The sequence below is a fragment of the Ornithinimicrobium carbonis genome (assembly GCF_050703245.1).
Classification (GTDB): Bacteria; Actinomycetota; Actinomycetes; order Actinomycetales; family Dermatophilaceae; genus Ornithinicoccus.
Genome location: NZ_CP192647.1, coordinates 2,962,970 through 2,980,075, shown reverse-complemented (window position 1 = coordinate 2,980,075; position 17,106 = coordinate 2,962,970). Strand labels below are relative to the sequence as shown.

Genomic DNA, 17,106 nt, shown 5'->3' with positions numbered 1-17,106 from the left:
TGGAAAGGAAAGATCACCCGTGCTCATCGCACAGCGTCCCATCCTCTCCGAGGAGGTCGTCTCTCCGACGCCCGTTCCCGGTTCTCCATCGACCCGCTCGAGCCCGGCTTCGGCTACACCCTCGGCAACTCCCTGCGCCGCACCCTGCTCTCGAGCATCCCCGGCGCCTCGCTGACCAGCATCCGCATCGACGGCGTGCTGCACGAGTTCTCCACCATCCCCGGGGTCAAGGAGGACGTCACCGAGATCATCCTCAACCTCAAGCGGCTGGTCGTCTCCAGCGAGCACGACGAGCCGGTCGTGATGTACCTGCGCAAGCAGGGCGCCGGTGCCGTCACCGCCGCCGACATCGCTCCGCCCCGCCGGGGTCGAGGTCCACAACCCCGACCTGCACCTGGCGACGCTGAACGAGTCGGGCACGATCGAGATCGAGATGACCGTCGAGCGCGGTCGTGGCTACGTCTCGGCCCAGCAGAACAAGTCGGGGGAGCAGGAGATCGGCCGGATCCCGGTCGACTCCATCTACTCCCCGGTCCTGGCCGTGACCTACAAGGTCGAGGCGACCCGTGTGGAGCAGCGCACCGACTTCGACCGTCTCGTCGTCGACGTCGAGACGAAGAGCTCGATCAGCCCGCGCGACGCCATGGCCTCGGCCGGCAAGACGCTGGTGGAGCTCTTCGGGCTGGCCCGCGAGCTGAACACCGAGGCCGAGGGCGTGGAGATCGGCCCCTCCAACGGGGACGGGGCACTGGCCTCCGACCTGGCGCTGCCGATCGAGGAGCTGGACCTGACGGTGCGCTCCTACAACTGCCTCAAGCGCGAGGGCATCCACTCGGTCGGCGAGCTCGTCGGCCGCAGCGAGGCCGACCTGCTGGACATCCGCAACTTCGGCGCCAAGTCCATCGACGAGGTCAAGGACAAGCTGGCCGAGATGGGCCTGGCGCTCAAGGACAGCCCCCCCGGGTTCGAGGGTGCGAGCTCCTACGAGGACGGGTCCTACGACGACGAGGGCGACGCCGCCTTCGTCGAGGACGAGCAGTACTGATACCGAATTTTCCACCCCAGGAGTCAATCTCATGCCTGCACCCAAGAAGGGCCCGCGCCTCGGCGGCGGAGCCGCTCACGAGCGTCTCATGCTGTCCAACCTGGCCACCGCCCTGTTCGAGCACGACCGGATCACCACCACCGAGCCCAAGGCGCGCCGGCTCCGGCCCCTCGCCGAGCGCCTGGTGACCTTCGCCAAGCGCGGTGACCTGCACAACCGCCGCAAGGTCCTGACCACCATCCGGGACAAGGGCGTCGTGCACCGCCTCTTCACCGAGATCGCCCCGGACATGGCCGACCGCCAGGGCGGCTACACCCGGATCACGAAGATCGCCCCGCGCAAGGGGGACAACGCCCCCATGGCCGTCATCGAGCTCGTCCGCGAGCCCGTGGCCCGCAAGGCCGTGGTCACCCAGGCCGAGGGCGCCACCCGGCGATCGGCGAAGGACCGTGACGCCGCGGCGGCCGCGCCGATCTCCGACGCGGAGCTCCAGGCCGAGGAGCCCACCACCACCGACGAGGCCGCGGTCGACCAGACCCAGGCCGAGGTGGAGGCGGCGGACAGCGCCGCCGAGCAGGGCGTGGACGTCGCCGCTGCCGGCGAGGTCACCGAGGTGAGCGAGAACGAGACGGCCGAGGACACCACGGAGGCCGCCATGGTCTCCGGCGGTGCGGACGACGCCGACGAGTCGGCGGCGGACGACGCCGAGGAGCCGGCGGAGGCCGACGACAGCAAGTGACGTCGTCGCTGCGCTGAGCACCACGCAGGCCGCCCACCCCCGAGCCGGGGTGGGCGGCCTTCGTCGTCGGCGGTGCAGGATGGGACCGTGCGCATCCGGATCGACCTCGCCTACGACGGGACCGACTTCTCGGGGTGGGCCCGTCAACCCGGCCGACGGACGGTCGAGGAGGAGCTGGGCAGGGCCCTGACGACGGTCCTGCGCCGCTCTGAGGTCCGGCTGACCGTCGGCGGACGCACCGACGCCGGGGTGCACGCCCGCGGATCGGTGTGCCACCTCGACCTGGACCCCGACGAGTGGGCGGCGGTGACTGGTCGGTCGGCACGGGTTCCGGCCGAGGCGCTCGTGTCCCGGCTGCGCGGCGTGCTGCCGCCCGACGTGGTCGTGCGGAGCGCACGGGAGGTGCCGGACACCTTCGACGCGCGGTTCTCCGCCGTCCGCCGCCGCTACACCTACCGGTTGTGCGACGACCCCACCCGGCTCGACCCGCTGCGCCGTCGGGACACCGTCGTGTGGCGGCACCGCCTCGACGAGGAGGCGATGACCGTGGCGGTCGACGGGCTGGTGGGCCTGCACGACTTCGGGGCGTACTGCCGTCCTCGGGAGGGAGCCAGCACGGTACGGCACCTGCAGTCCTACCGGTGGGAGAGGGACGACGACGGGACGCTCCGGGCCACGCTGGTGGCGGACGCCTTCTGCCACAGCATGGTGCGCGCCCTGGTCGGCGGGGCGGTGGCGGTGGGGGAGGGCCGCCGGCCCACGACCTGGCCCCGCGAGGTGCTGGAGCGTGGGGTCCGGGACCCCGGCGTGCAGGTCATGCCCGCCCACGGGCTGTGCCTCGAGGCGGTCGAGTACCCGGACACCGACGAGGCCAGGGCCGCCCGGGCCGCGGAGAGCCGGGCCGTCCGGGGGCCGGTCCACGGCCCCGGCCGGGATGCACGCTAGGTTGGCGGCATGCTGGCTGCCTACGTCGACGCCATCAACGCCGAGGACCCGCTGAGCGGGCTCGTCGTGGGAGACCGCCCTGCGCCGGAGGAGAGGGTGGGGTGGGTGGTGCTCCCCGTCCTCGCGGCCGGGCTCAACCACCACGACCTGTGGTCGCTCAGGGGGGTCGGCCTGCCCGCCGACCGGCTGCCGATGATCCTGGGCTGCGACGCCGTGGTCCGGCACCCCGACGAGGGACCGGTCGTGGTCCTGCCGGTGGTGGCCGGAACCCCCGGCTGGGACGGCGACGTCACCCTCGACCCCCGGCGTTCCCTGCTCTCCGAGCTCCACCAGGGGACCCTCGCCGAGCAGGTGGCCGTCCCTGGGGAGGGAAGCTGGGCCCCCGCACCGGCGCACCTGTCGACGGTGGAGGCGGCCGCACTGTCCACCGCCTGGCTCACGGCCTACCGGATGCTCTTCCGCAACGCCGACGTCCGTCCGGGTGACACCGTGCTCGTCCAGGGCGCCGGCGGGGCGGTGTCCACGGCACTGGTCCAGCTGGGCGCGGCCGCCGGACTCACGGTGTGGGTCACGAGCAGGGACGAGGCGAAGGGGAGGGCGGCCGTCGAGCTCGGCGCCGCCCGCGCCTTCGCCAGCGGGGATCGCCTGCCGCAACGCGTGGACGCGGTCCTGGAGAGCGTCGGGGCCGCCACGTGGTCGCACTCGGTCAACGCGCTCAGGCCGGGCGGGACGATCGTCATCTGCGGGGCCACCTCCGGCGACGCGCCCGAGAAGGCCGAGCTGACCAAGATCTTCTTCAAGCAGCTGCGGGTGGTCGGCTCGACGATGGGGACCCTGGCGGAGCTCCGCGGGTTGTGCCGCTTCGTCGAGACCGCCGGCCTGCGGCCGGCCATCGACAGCACCTACCCGCTCGCGCGTGCCGCCGACGCGCTGGCCCACTTGGCCGCCGGAGACGTGCGGGGAAAGGTCGGGATCACCGTCGCAGAACCGCTCTGACCAGCGCTGATGTCGACGCACCCACTGTGTCGAACAGGTGCCGGCGGCGGCGATTTGGACCGCACCCCCGGGTGTGTGTAACGTATCTCCTCGCTGCCCCGCGGAAGCGGAGCGGCGGGCCAGCTCCCTGGCCGCCCCAACCCCCACCTCCTCGCACCGCGAGGATTCGGTGAGCCGGAGCGGATCAGGTACGCTGGACAGGTTGCCCCGGATGAGGCTTGCACGGTTGTGTGGGTGTTCTGATGGTGTGTGTCCGATCTTTGAGAACTCAACAGCGTGTCAGTTTATTGATGCCATGTATTTGTTTTGCCACCGCGCTTCTGCCCCCCGGTGGGGTGTGGTGGTTTGTTTGTCAGGAAACTGGGTTCTTTGGTAAGAGTTTTGGTTTTTATCGGAGAGTTTGATCCTGGCTCAGGACGAACGCTGGCGGCGTGCTTAACACATGCAAGTCGAACGATGAAGCGGTGCTTGCACCGTGGATTAGTGGCGAACGGGTGAGTAACACGTGAGTAACCTGCCCTTCACTCTGGGATAACTCCGGGAAACCGGTGCTAATACTGGATATGACTCCAACTCGCATGGGTATGGAGTGGAAAGCTTTTGTGGTGGAGGATGGACTCGCGGCCTATCAGCTTGTTGGTGGGGTAATGGCCTACCAAGGCGACGACGGGTAGCCGGCCTGAGAGGGTGACCGGCCACACTGGGACTGAGACACGGCCCAGACTCCTACGGGAGGCAGCAGTGGGGAATATTGCACAATGGGCGAAAGCCTGATGCAGCGACGCCGCGTGAGGGATGACGGCCTTCGGGTTGTAAACCTCTTTCAGCTCTGACGAAGCTTTATCGTGACGGTAGGAGCAGAAGAAGCACCGGCTAACTACGTGCCAGCAGCCGCGGTAATACGTAGGGTGCGAGCGTTGTCCGGAATTATTGGGCGTAAAGAGCTTGTAGGCGGTTTGTCGCGTCTGCTGTGAAAGCCCGGGGCTTAACCCCGGGTCTGCAGTGGGTACGGGCAGGCTAGAGTGTGGTAGGGGAGACTGGAATTCCTGGTGTAGCGGTGGAATGCGCAGATATCAGGAGGAACACCGATGGCGAAGGCAGGTCTCTGGGCCACTACTGACGCTGAGAAGCGAAAGCGTGGGGAGCGAACAGGATTAGATACCCTGGTAGTCCACGCCGTAAACGTTGGGCGCTAGGTGTGGGTCCCATTCCACGGGGTCCGTGCCGCAGCTAACGCATTAAGCGCCCCGCCTGGGGAGTACGGCCGCAAGGCTAAAACTCAAAGGAATTGACGGGGGCCCGCACAAGCGGCGGAGCATGCGGATTAATTCGATGCAACGCGAAGAACCTTACCAAGGCTTGACATGTACCCGGAAACTCTCAGAGATGGGGGCCCCGCAAGGTCGGTACACAGGTGGTGCATGGTTGTCGTCAGCTCGTGTCGTGAGATGTTGGGTTAAGTCCCGCAACGAGCGCAACCCTCGTTCTATGTTGCCAGCACGTGATGGTGGGGACTCATAGGAGACTGCCGGGGTCAACTCGGAGGAAGGTGGGGATGACGTCAAATCATCATGCCCCTTACGTCTTGGGCTTCACGCATGCTACAATGGCCGGTACAGAGGGCTGCGATACCGCGAGGTGGAGCGAATCCCTTAAAGCCGGTCTCAGTTCGGATTGGGGTCTGCAACTCGACCCCATGAAGTCGGAGTCGCTAGTAATCGCAGATCAGCAACGCTGCGGTGAATACGTTCCCGGGCCTTGTACACACCGCCCGTCAAGTCACGAAAGTCGGTAACACCCGAAGCCGGTGGCCCAACCCTTGTGGAGGGAGCCGTCGAAGGTGGGACTGGTGATTGGGACTAAGTCGTAACAAGGTAGCCGTACCGGAAGGTGCGGCTGGATCACCTCCTTTCTAAGGAGCACATCTGGCCCCAGCTGGTCCGTTCCCGTTCGGGGGTGGGCCTGGGGTCTGGTGCCCGTGTCGTGGGCGTTCGTCCCGCGGCGGGTGCTCGGGTGGAACATCGATATTCCGTCGCCTCACCGGCGCTCCTGCTGTCCTGACCTGGTACGGCCCGTCCCCCTTTTCGGGGGGGTGGGTGTGGAACGGTCGGCGCGGGGGTGGTTGGTGCTGGTGCTGACACGTTGTTGGGTCCTGAGGGATCGGGCGGCCCCCGTTGGTGGGGGTCTTCTGGTTGCTCTGGTTCGTCCGGGACCCTGGGTGCTGCCGTACCCGTCCGGTGCCGGTGCGTGCCTCGCGTAGAGCGGGGTGTGGACCGGTGGTGGGTGTGTGGCGGTGGTGTTTGCCTGGGGTTGGCCTGGTCGTGTGTTGAGAACTGTACAGTGGACGCGAGCATCTTTGTGGCTTTTTTGTCAAGTTTACAAGGGCGCACGGTGGATGCCTTGGCACCAGGAACCGAAGAAGGACGTGGGAATCTGCGATAAGCCTCGGGGAGTCGATAACCAGACTTTGATCCGAGGATTTCCGAATGGGGAAACCCGGCTGGACTCATCTCCAGTCACCCGCACCTGAATATATAGGGTGCGTGGAGGGAACGCGGGGAAGTGAAACATCTCAGTACCCGCAGGAAGAGAAAACAACATGTGATTCCGTGAGTAGTGGCGAGCGAAAGCGGACGAGGCCAAACCTCAGCTGTGTGATCACCTGGTAGGGGTTGCAGCTGGGGGGTTGTGGGAGTGTGTGTACCGGTGCTACCACGCCGGTGCGGAGTAAGAAATCGAGTTCATAGGCGAAAGGTCTGGGAAGGCCTGGCACAGACGGTGAGACCCCGGTAGCCGAAATGTTCTCGACTCCGTATCGCACGTCCCAAGTAGTACGGGGCCCGAGAAATCCCGTACGAATCTGGCAGGACCACCTGCCAAGCCTAAATATTCCCTGGTGACCGATAGCGGACAAGTACCGTGAGGGAAAGGTGAAAAGTACCCCGGGAGGGGAGTGAAATAGTTCCTGAAACCGTGTGCCTACAATCCGTCGGAGCCGGCCCGTGGGCTGGTGACGGCGTGCCTTTTGAAGAATGAGCCTGCGAGTTAGTGCTCAGTGGCGAGGTTAACCCGTGCGGGGTAGCCGTAGCGAAAGCGAGTCCGAACAGGGCGAATGAGTCGCTGGGTCTAGACCCGAAGCGGAGTGATCTACCCATGGCCAGGGTGAAGCGCGGGTAAGACCGCGTGGAGGCCCGAACCCACTTAGGTTGAAAACTGAGGGGATGAGCTGTGGGTAGGGGTGAAAGGCCAATCAAACTCCGTGATAGCTGGTTCTCCCCGAAATGCATTTAGGTGCAGCGTCATGTGTTTCTTGCCGGAGGTAGAGCTACTGGATGGCTGATGGGCCCCACCGGGTTACTGACGTCAGCCAAACTCCGAATGCCGGTAAGTAAGAGCATGGCAGTGAGACTGCGGGGGATAAGCTTCGTAGTCGAGAGGGAAACAGCCCAGATCACCAGCTAAGGTCCCTAAGCGTGTGCTAAGTGGGAAAGGATGTGGAGTTGCGAAGACAACCAGGAGGTTGGCTTAGAAGCAGCCACCCTTTAAAGAGTGCGTAATAGCTCACTGGTCAAGTGATTCCGCGCCGACAATGTAGCGGGGCTCAAGCACACCACCGAAGCTGTGGCAACGACACCTTTGCCCGGCCCTCCCCTTCGCGGGTGGGTCCAGGCGTGTCGTTGGGTAGGGGAGCGTCGTGCCGCGGGAGAAGCATCCGAGTGATCGAGATGTGGACGCGGCACGAGTGAGAATGCAGGCATGAGTAGCGAAAGAAGAGTGAGAAACTCTTCCGCCGAATGACCAAGGTTTCCAGGGTCAAGCTAATCTGCCCTGGGTAAGTCGGGACCTAAGGCGAGGCCGACAGGCGTAGTCGATGGACATCCGGTTGATATTCCGGAACCGGCGAAGGACCGCCCAGTACCGAATCATGTGATGCTAAGCGCCTGAAGCCTTCGCAGACCCTGTCCCCTTCGGGGGGTTGGTGAGCGGGGGTGGAACGCGTGGCCCGAGCGTGTAGTAGGTAAGCGATGGAAGGACGCAGGAAGGTAGCCTCCGCGTGGCGATGGTAGTCCACGTCCAAGAGCGCAGGACCGGGGAGAGGTAAGTCCGCCCCATCGGTGTCCGAGGCTTGATGGTGACCGTGTATGCGGGAAGAAGGGTGATCCTATGCTGCCTAGAAAAGTTCCTAGCGAGGTCCGAGCCGCCCGTACCCCAAACCGACCCAGGTGGTCAGGTAGAGAATACCAAGGCGATCGAGTGAATCGTGGTTAAGGAACTCGGCAAAATGCCCCCGTAACTTCGGGAGAAGGGGGGCCCGACGTGTGAGACCCCTTTGCGGGTTGGCACGGAGGGCCGCAGAGACCAGGGAGAAGCGACTGTTTACTAAAAACACAGGTCCGTGCGAAGTCGCAAGACGATGTATACGGACTGACGCCTGCCCGGTGCTGGAACGTTAAGGGGACGGGTCAGCCGCACTTGTGCGGCGAAGCTCTGAACTTAAGCGCCAGTAAACGGCGGTGGTAACTATAACCATCCTAAGGTAGCGAAATTCCTTGTCGGGTAAGTTCCGACCTGCACGAATGGCGTAACGACTTCTCCACTGTCTCAACCACGAACTCGGCGAAATTGCACTACGAGTAAAGATGCTCGTTACGCGCAGCAGGACGGAAAGACCCCGGGACCTTTACTATAGCTTGGTATTGGTGTTCGGTACGGCTTGTGTAGGATAGGTGGGAGACTGTGAAGCGGGCACGCCAGTGTCCGTGGAGTCAACGTTGAAATACCACTCTGGTCGTTCTGGATGTCTAACCTCGGTCCGTGATCCGGATCAGGGACAGTGCCTGGTGGGTAGTTTAACTGGGGCGGTTGCCTCCAAAAAGGTAACGGAGGCGCCCAAAGGTTCCCTCAGCCTGGTTGGTAATCAGGTGTCGAGTGTAAGTGCACAAGGGAGCTTGACTGTGAGACAGACATGTCGAGCAGAGACGAAAGTCGGGACTAGTGACCCGACGGTGGCTTGTGGAAGCGCCGTCGCTCAACGGATAAAAGGTACCCCGGGGATAACAGGCTGATCCTGCCCAAGAGCTCATATCGACGGCATGGTTTGGCACCTCGATGTCGGCTCGTCGCATCCTGGGGCTGGAGTCGGTCCCAAGGGTTGGGCTGTTCGCCCATTAAAGCGGTACGCGAGCTGGGTTTAGAACGTCGTGAGACAGTTCGGTCCCTATCCGCTGCGCGCGGAGGAAACTTGAGAAGAGCTGTCCCTAGTACGAGAGGACCGGGATGGACGAACCTCTGGTGTGTCAGTTGTCCTGCCAAGGGCACCGCTGATTAGCTACGTTCGGACGTGATAACCGCTGAAAGCATCTAAGCGGGAAGCACACTTCAAGATGAGGTTTCCATACCCCTTGTGGGTGAGAGGCTCCCAGCTAGAACACTGGGTTGATAGGCCGGACGTGGAAGCACAGCAATGTGTGGAGCTGACCGGTACTAATAAGCCGACAACTTGACTTAAACCCAAGCCCGAAGATGTTACGCGTCCACTGTACGGTTCCCGAGACACGAACCACCACCACCCCCACCACAAAATGTGGGGGTCGGCCCCGGAACGTTCGTGAACTCCATAAAGTTACGGCGGTCATAGCGTCAGGGAAACGCCCGGTCACATTCCGAACCCGGAAGCTAAGCCTGACAGCGCCGATGGTACTGCACCGGGGACGGTGTGGGAGAGTAGGACACCGCCGGACCACCATTGCCAGAAGGGCCTTGGTCGATCATCAGATCGGCCAGGGCCCTTCTGCATGCAGCGGGACTGTTTCAACCGCTCGGACGGTCGCCGTCCTGGTCCAACCCACCGGCTGAGCCGGGGCCGGGGTGCGCCCCCGACGGCTGCCCCGGCGGGCTCTCGGGGCCGAGCCCGGAGGGGGCACGGCCCGTCCCCCGCTGTCCGCGCCGACGGACGGTGGGGGAGGATGAGAACGTGAGCACCCACGAGTCCGTCCAGACCCCGCCGCCGGCCGACGCCGGGTCCGGGACGCGCATCGGCATCCTCACCTCGGGCGGCGACTCGCCGGGGATGAACGCCGCGGTCCGGGCCGTGGTCCGCTCCACCCTGCGCCTGGGAGGGCGGCCCTTCGGCATCCTGGAGGGCTGGCGCGGAGCCCTCGCCGGTGGCGACGGCATCCGCGAGCTGGGCTGGGACGACGTGGGCTCGCTGCTCCACCGCGGCGGCACGGTCCTGGGGTCGGCGCGGTGCCCGGAGTTCCGCGAACGCGACGGGCTGCGTGCCGCCGCGCTCCACCTCGTGCAGCACCAGATCGACCGGCTCGTCGTCATCGGCGGCGACGGGTCGCTGCGGGGTGCCGAGGAGCTGCGGCAGGAGTGGCCGGAGCTGCTGACCGAGCTGGTCCGGGCCGGGGAGCTCGACGGGACGGCCGCCGAGGCGCACCCGCGCCTGCGCGTCGCCGGGCTCGTGGGCTCGATCGACAACGACATGGCCGGCACGGACATGACGATCGGGGCCGACACCGCGCTGCACCGGATCATCGAGGCCCTCGACGCCCTGTCCTCCACCGCCGCGAGCCACCAGCGCACCTTCGTCGTGGAGGTCATGGGACGTCACTGCGGCTACCTGGCGCTCATGGCGGCCGTCGCCGGGGGCAGCGACGCCGTCCTGGTGCCCGAGGGCCCGCCCGCCGACGGGTGGCAGTCCGGACTCGTCGCCTCGATCGAGCGCACGCGGGCCACCGGCCAGCGGGACAGCCTGGTCATCGTCGCCGAAGGGGCGACCGACCAGGCCGGCCGGCCGATCACGAGCGCGGCCGTGGCCGAGGCGCTCGGGGAGCGGATGGGGGAGCGGGCCCGGGTCACGATCCTCGGTCACGTACAGCGCGGCGGGCGACCGTCCGCCTACGACCGCTGGATGCCCACCCTCCTGGGGTATGCCGCGGTGCGCCAGCTCCTGCAGGCAGCGGCGGACGCGCCGTCGCAGATCGTCGGGGTACGGCACAACCAGGTCGCGGTGCTGCCGCTGAGCGAGGCCGTGCGCGACACCAACGCGGTGAAGACCGCGCTGGAGTCGTGCGACTTCGACGTTGCCCGCGAGGCCCGGGGCAGCTCGTTCGCCACGCTGTCGCGCCTCTACGCCCAGCTGTCCCAGCCGCCCGCCGAGCTCGTCGACGGCCGGCCCCACCCTAGCCGGGCCTTCACGGGCGGGGCGGCGAGCAGCGGTCCCGGACCCACGGGTCCACGCCCACGGGTCGGCGTCCTGCACGTCGGCGGTCTGGCACCCGGGATGAACACCGCCGTCCGGGCGCTGGTGCGCTTCGGGCTCACCGACGGCATGGAGGTCGTCGGGATCGAGGACTCGCTGGCCGGACTGGCCCGGGGACGCGTCCGGGACCTGGGCTGGGCCGAGGTCGACGACTGGGTCGGCCGAGGCGGTGCCTTCCTGGGCACCCGACGGCACGTGCCCACCCCTGCCGAGCTGCCGGCGCTCGTCGACGCGGTCGCCCGGCACCGCCTCGATGCGCTGGTTCTCGTCGGTGGCCTGGACGCCTACCTCACGGCCGAGGTCCTGGTCCGGGGAGGCGCCGAGCACGGCCCGCTGGGGATCCCGGTCGTCTGCCTGCCCGCCTCGATCGACAACAACCTGCCGGGAGCCGACCTCTCTGTGGGCGCCGACACGGCGCTGAACACGGTCGTGGAGGCGCTGGACCGCATCCGCACGTCCGCCTCGGCGACCCAGCGGTGCTTCGTCGCCGAGACCAAGGGTGGGCGGTGCGGCTACCTGACGATGATGGCGGGGCTCGCCTCCGGTGCCGAGCGGGTCTACCTGCCCGAGGACCGGTTGCGCATCGCGGACATCGCCGCCGACGACGCCGAGCGGATGAGCCGGTCGTTCGCCGAGGGGCGCCGGCTCTACCTCGTGCTGCGCAACGAGATGGCCTCCACGCACTACACCACCGACCTCGTCGCCCGGGTCTTCGAGGAGGAGGGCGGCGACCTCTTCGACGTGCGCAGCACCGTCCTGGGGCACGTGCAGGACGGCGGCGACCCGACGCCGTTCGACCGGCTGCTCGCCACCCGGCTCGCCCGGGTCGCGCTCGACGAGGTGTCCCGACGGTGGGCGGAGGGCGCGGCGGGCGGATGCTACGTCGGGGAGGTCGCCGGACGGGCCACCGTCACCCCGGTCGACCGCCTCGCGGAGGAGACCGACCTGGTCGCCGGCCGGGCCCGCTCCCCGTGGTGGTCCGAGCTGCGGCCGGTGATCGCCGTGGTCTCCGACCGGCACCGCAGCGTCGCCCCGGTCGACCTGCCGCTGGCCGCGGGCCGGGACCAGGCCCGATGATCCGGCGCCACCGTCCGGCACCACGTCCCGTCGACCTCGGGGCCGCCCGCGCCCACTGGGTCAGGTCCGACCTCGTGGCCCTGCCGGCCACCGCGCTCCCGCACGACCTGCCGGTGCACGAGCTGACGGTCCGGCTCGAGCACGCCCCCGACGGGGGCCTGGACCCCGGCGACCGGCCGGGGCCGGGCTGGGACCTGCGGCCCGATGATGGCGGGCTGCCGCCGGAGACGCTGCGCGTCGTGCCGCACCTGGCCGGGGCGCTGGCCCTGCGTCTGCCGGACGAGGCGTCCGCCCGGGCGGCCCGGCTGCTCACCGGGCAGGTGGCCCTCACGGTGCGCCACCGGGCTCGCCTGGTCATGGCGACCTCCCTGCAGGTGCCGCACGTGCTCGACGACCTGTACGCGGCGCAGGCGCGCCGACGCCGGTGCGGGGCCACCTGGGGGCCTGCCGAGCACGACGCCCCGGACAGCCCGGACCGGCGCGGCGCCGGGGCCGGCGCGGGTGCCGTCGCCGACCTCGTCCCCACGGTCACCGTGTGGGCACCCACGGCCCGGGAGGTGACCCTCCTGCTGTGGGACGCTGTCCCGCCGGAGGGCTCGAGCGCCGCCTGGACGCCACCCGGTGACCCGGTCCGCCATCCGCTGGCCCGCTCCGACGACGGGGCCTGGTCGGTCACCGGTGCCTCCGACTGGCGCGACCGGTGCTACCAGCTCGAGCTGCGCCACGTCATACCTCCGCGGTGGACCGAGCAGGTCGTGCGCACCACCGACCCCTGGTCGGTGGCGCTGACGCTCGGTTCGACCCATTCCGTCCTCGTGGACCTCGACGATCCGCGCTGGGTCCCGCCCCGGTGGGCGCAGGCGCCGGTCCCCCCGCGGCTGCGACCCGTCGACCAGAGCATCTACGAGCTGCACGTGCGGGACTTCTCCCGGGACGATCCAGAGGTGCCTCCCGAGCTGCGCGGCACCTACCGCGCGTTCGGGGCGGACGGGCTGGGACGGCGCCACCTGCGCACCCTGGCCGGGGCCGGGTGAACACCGTGCACCTGCTGCCGGTCTTCGACCTCACCTCGGTGCCGGAGGACCCGGCCGAGCGGGTCGGGCCCGACCCCGAGGTGCTGGCGGAGCTGACGCGCCGGGACCCGGCCGGCACGGAGCAGCAGCAGCTGGTGCGGCGCACCGCGCACCGGGACGCCTTCAACTGGGGCTACGACCCGTGGCACTTCCTGGCGCCGGAGGGGTCGTACGCGACCGGTCCGGGTGCGGCGCACGGTGGTCGACGGGTCGCGGAGTGCCGCGAGATGCTCGGTGCGCTGCACGACCTCGGCCTGCGCGTCGTGCTCGACCAGGTCTACAACCACACCACGGACTCGGGGCTGGAGCGCACCTCCGTGCTGGACCGGGTGGTGCCGGGCTACTACCACCGGCTCGACGAGGAGGGCCGGGTCGAGACGTCCACCTGCTGCCAGAACCTGGCCACCGAGCACCAGCTGGCCGAGCAGCTGATGGTCGACGGGTGCGTCCTGTGGGTCCGGCACTACCGGGTCGACGGCTTCCGGTTCGACCTCATGGGCCACCATTCGCGAGCGAACCTGGATGCCGTGCGGGCCGCGCTCGACGCCCTCACCCCCGCCCAGGACGGGGTGGACGGCTCGGCCGTCACGCTCTACGGGGAGGGCTGGAACTTCGGCGAGGTGGCCGGCGACGCCCGCTTCCCCCAGGCGGTCCAGGGCCAGCTGGACGGGACCGGGATCGGGACCTTCAACGACCGGTTGCGCGACGCGGTGCGCGGCGGGGCGGTGCACGACGACTCGGGCCGGTCGGGGCACGGCTGGGTCACCGGGGGGTCGGACCCCCACGACACGGACCTGCTGCAGGTCGGGCTGGCGGGTGGGCTGCGCGACCTCCGCCTCCTCTCCCACGCCACCGGTCGGTGGACCACCGGGGCAGGGGTGCCCTACGGCGGCGCCCCCGGAGGGTATGCGGCTCAGCCCGACGAGGTGGTCTCCTACGTCGACGCGCACGACAACGAGACCCTGTGGGACACGTTGCTGCTCAAGCTGTCCGACGACACGCCGATGGCCGAACGGGTGCGGCGCAACACGCTCGCCCTCGCCTGCGTCACCCTCTCCCAGGGGATCTCGTTCTGGCACGCCGGTGCCGAGATCCTGCGCAGCAAGAGCCTGGACCGCAACAGCTACGACTCCGGCGACTGGTTCAACGTCCTCGACTGGTCGTTGCAGGACAACGGGTTCGGTCGCGGACTGCCGCCCGAGCCGGACAACGGGCGACGCTGGGCGGAGATGGCGCCCCTGCTGGCGGACCCCTCCTTGCGGCCCACCCCCGCCGACGCCCGCACGGCGCTGGACGGCGCCCTCGACCTGCTCCGGCTGCGGCGTGACCTGCCGCTGCTGCGGCTCGGAACGGCCGAGCAGATCCTGGCCAAGGTCTCCTTCCCGCTGTCGGGCCCGCAGGGGCGTGCGGACCTCGTGGTCATGCTCGTGGACGACCTGGTCGGTGCGCCGGTCGACCCGGTGTCCTCGGGGCTGCTCGTCGTCCTCAACGCCTCCCGGGAGGAGCAGGTGCCGCGGCTTCCCGGGCTGGCCGGTCAGCACTGGGAGCTGTCGGCCGTGCAGCAGGAGGGCGCCGACCCCGTCGTGCGCTCCACCCGGTGGGAGCCCGGCACCGGCCGCCTGGTGGTGCCCGGTCTGTCCGCCGCGGTGCTCGTGCGTCGCGGCTGAGGCGACCCGGACCCGGACCCCGACCTGGACCCGCCAAGCGGTCACGACCGGCACAGGTCGCTCCACGACCGGCTCCGGGTCAGGGTCCGGTCAAGATCGGGTACGGGTCTGGTCAAGAGTCTTGCGCGGCGGTTCGGCCCCCGGTGATGCTGTCGGCGCGCCACGACGATGTGGCCCACATCACACCCCTGAGGAGCACTCCATGACCCACCGCCGACCCCGGGCACTGGCAGCGATCGCCGGTGCCTCCGTCCTTGCCCTCGCCGCAGCCCCGGCCGCCGTGGCCACCGCTGCCGGCAACGACGCCCGCCCCGGGGCGGCGACGCGTCACATCGTCCTGCTGGAGGCCGGTGCCGAGGCGGGCGAGCAGCGCGGTGCCGTCGGCACCGCGACGGCGCGGGCCGTGGCCGACGCCCGCGCCCGCGGTCTGGACGTGGAGCGGGCGCTGCCGGCGCTGGGCGGCTACGTCGCGACGATGACCCCCGCGCAGGCCCGGTCGCTCGCCGAGGACCCCGCGGTCAGCACGGTGTCCGTCGACGGCGTCGTGTCGGTCTCGACCGAGCAGCAGGGCGCCACGTGGGGTCTGGACCGCATCGACCAGGCCGACCCACCGCTGGACGGGATCTACCGCTACACCGCCACCGGTGCCGGCGTGGACGCCTACATCGTGGACACCGGCATCCGGAGCACCCACGGCGAGTTCGCAGGACGGGTGCTCGCGGGTGCCAACTTCGCCCGCGGCAAGAACACCACCGAGGACTGCAACGGGCACGGCACCCACGTGGCCGGGACGGTGGGTGGGAGCACCTACGGGGTGGCCAAGGAGGTGAACCTCGTGCCCGTGCGCGTCCTGGACTGCCGGGGTTCCGGCAGCTGGTCCGGCGTGGTCGCCGGCATGGACTGGGTGGTGGCCGACGCAAACGGACCGTCGGTGGCCAACCTGAGCCTCGGCGGCGGGGCGAACGCCTCGGTCGACGAGGCCGTCGCCCGGATGGTGGACGCGGGCGTGACCACCGTCGTGGCCGCCGGCAACGAGGACCAGGACGCCTGCGCCACCTCCCCGGCCCGGGCCCCCGGCGCCCTGACGGTGGGGGCGACCGACCGCGACGACCGGCGGGCCTCCTTCTCCAACCACGGATCCTGCCTGGACCTCTTCGCACCCGGCGTGGGGATCACCGCCGCCTGGCACAAGGGGGACGCCTCGACGAACACCATCTCGGGCACCTCGATGGCCTCGCCGCACGTCGCCGGCGTCGCCGCCCTGGTGCTCCAGAGCAGCTCCTCCGCCAGTCCTTCCCAGGTCGAGGGTGCGATCGAGACGGCCGCCACGCGGGGAGTGGTGAGCGACCTCGCCGGTTCCCCGGACCGGCTGCTGCGCGCCACCTCCTGATCGTCAGGAGTTCCGCCCGCACGCGCCGGCACCGCGCACCCGTCTCACCCCCGGGGGGCGGGCCACCGGCCCGGACGAGGCACCTCGCCCCGTCCGGGCCGGACCGCGGCCCCGGAGGCGTGCCTCCGCGACGTCAGGTGCCGCCGCGACCGCTGGGCGGCAGCGGCAGGGCGCATGTGTAGACGACGACCCTGCGCGCCTGCGGGTTGCCCTGCCCGACCCGGCGGTAGCGCTCCAGCACCTCGAGCAGCTCGGCCCGCATGGCCGTCAGCTGCTCGCCGGTCACCTGCACGGTGTGGTCCTCCAGGCCGCAGGCCTGCTGCCAGGTGGTCTCCTCCAGCGGCCGCTCGCGCAGCCAGGCCTCGGTGCGCTCGCCGAAGTGCGCCAGGTAGTCCAGGGCCAGCCAGTCGGCGGCCCGGGCGTCGTCCTCGTCGAGGTCCTGCTCGGCCCCGCCGGCGACCCCCAGCCCCACCCCGAGCACGCCGGGTCGGTCAGGGTCGGGGACCGCGCTCCATACCCTGCGCCGGCCGGTGCCGGTGCCGGTGTCCTCCACCAGACCCGCCTCCTCCAGACGGCGCAGGTGGTATGACGTGGCGCCGGTGTTCGAGTCCAGCGCGGCGGCGAGCTCGGTCGCGGTGGCACCCCCGTGGACGCGCAGCTCGGCGAGGAGCCGGCTGCGCAACGGGTGGGCAAGGGTGCGCAGTGCCTGGGACGACGAGGGCGGGGGGGCCGTGGCCGGTGGTGTCATGCTGGCCTTCCACGGGTAGATGGCGCCGAGTGCGTGCACAATTATTATGCACAGATCGGCTGCAGACGCCGGTCGACGGTCCTAGGATGGCTCCTGACCTGCGACGACGTCGATTTGGGTGGTCCCGGAGACCCTCGGTAGACTTGAACGGTTGCCCCA

Annotated in this window: 8 protein-coding genes, 3 rRNA genes and 1 pseudogene; 11 read left to right on the top strand and 1 reads right to left on the bottom strand. The window is 68.9% G+C overall.

Going from position 1 to position 17,106, the window contains the following annotated elements:
• Positions 1-19: 19 nt before the first annotated feature.
• The 11 genes and pseudogenes from ACQ95T_RS14905 (at position 20) to ACQ95T_RS14855 (ending at position 16,199) form a co-directional block, all read left to right on the top strand.
• Positions 20-1,045 (top strand): annotated as a pseudogene (locus ACQ95T_RS14905) (DNA-directed RNA polymerase subunit alpha).
• A 31-nt stretch (positions 1,046-1,076) separates the two neighbouring features.
• Positions 1,077-1,784, top strand: coding sequence for a 50S ribosomal protein L17 (gene rplQ, locus ACQ95T_RS14900; protein WP_425943996.1), 708 nt, complete (start codon positions 1,077-1,079; stop codon positions 1,782-1,784).
• Between the two features lie 87 nt (positions 1,785-1,871).
• On the top strand, positions 1,872-2,729 hold the full coding sequence (gene truA, locus ACQ95T_RS14895) for a tRNA pseudouridine(38-40) synthase TruA (RefSeq protein ID WP_425943994.1): 858 nt from the start codon (positions 1,872-1,874) through the stop codon (positions 2,727-2,729).
• Between the two features lie 9 nt (positions 2,730-2,738).
• Complete coding sequence (locus tag ACQ95T_RS14890) at positions 2,739-3,725, top strand: zinc-binding dehydrogenase (RefSeq protein ID WP_431473047.1); 987 nt, start codon at positions 2,739-2,741, stop codon at positions 3,723-3,725.
• A gap of 388 nt (positions 3,726-4,113) precedes the next feature.
• Positions 4,114-5,637 (top strand): 16S ribosomal RNA (locus ACQ95T_RS14885).
• A 456-nt stretch (positions 5,638-6,093) separates the two neighbouring features.
• A 23S ribosomal RNA gene (locus ACQ95T_RS14880) occupies positions 6,094-9,233 on the top strand.
• A 116-nt stretch (positions 9,234-9,349) separates the two neighbouring features.
• Positions 9,350-9,466: ribosomal RNA gene (gene rrf, locus ACQ95T_RS14875) — 5S ribosomal RNA — on the top strand.
• The 16S, 23S and 5S rRNA genes sit together here, the layout of an rRNA operon.
• A gap of 233 nt (positions 9,467-9,699) precedes the next feature.
• Entirely contained in the window at positions 9,700-12,069 is a 2,370-nt protein-coding gene (locus ACQ95T_RS14870) for a 6-phosphofructokinase (protein ID WP_431473046.1), read from the top strand.
• Entirely contained in the window at positions 12,066-13,103 is a 1,038-nt protein-coding gene (locus ACQ95T_RS14865; RefSeq protein WP_431473045.1) for a hypothetical protein, read from the top strand. Before ACQ95T_RS14870 ends, ACQ95T_RS14865 begins: the two co-directional genes overlap by 4 nt.
• Positions 13,100-14,809, top strand: a complete 1,710-nt coding sequence (locus ACQ95T_RS14860; RefSeq protein WP_431473044.1) for an alpha-1,6-glucosidase domain-containing protein — start codon at positions 13,100-13,102, stop codon at positions 14,807-14,809. The genes ACQ95T_RS14865 and ACQ95T_RS14860 overlap by 4 nt, the downstream gene beginning before the upstream one ends.
• 202 nt (positions 14,810-15,011) lie before the next feature.
• Entirely contained in the window at positions 15,012-16,199 is a 1,188-nt protein-coding gene (locus tag ACQ95T_RS14855) for a S8 family peptidase (RefSeq protein ID WP_425941804.1), read from the top strand.
• Positions 16,200-16,332: 133 nt separating this feature from the next.
• On the opposite strand, the gene ACQ95T_RS14850 is transcribed toward ACQ95T_RS14855, so the two are convergent.
• The gene (locus ACQ95T_RS14850; protein WP_425941802.1) at positions 16,333-16,986 is read right to left on the bottom strand and encodes a winged helix-turn-helix domain-containing protein; all 654 of its coding nucleotides are present in this window, start codon (positions 16,984-16,986) and stop codon (positions 16,333-16,335) included.
• Positions 16,987-17,106 lie beyond the last annotated feature (120 nt).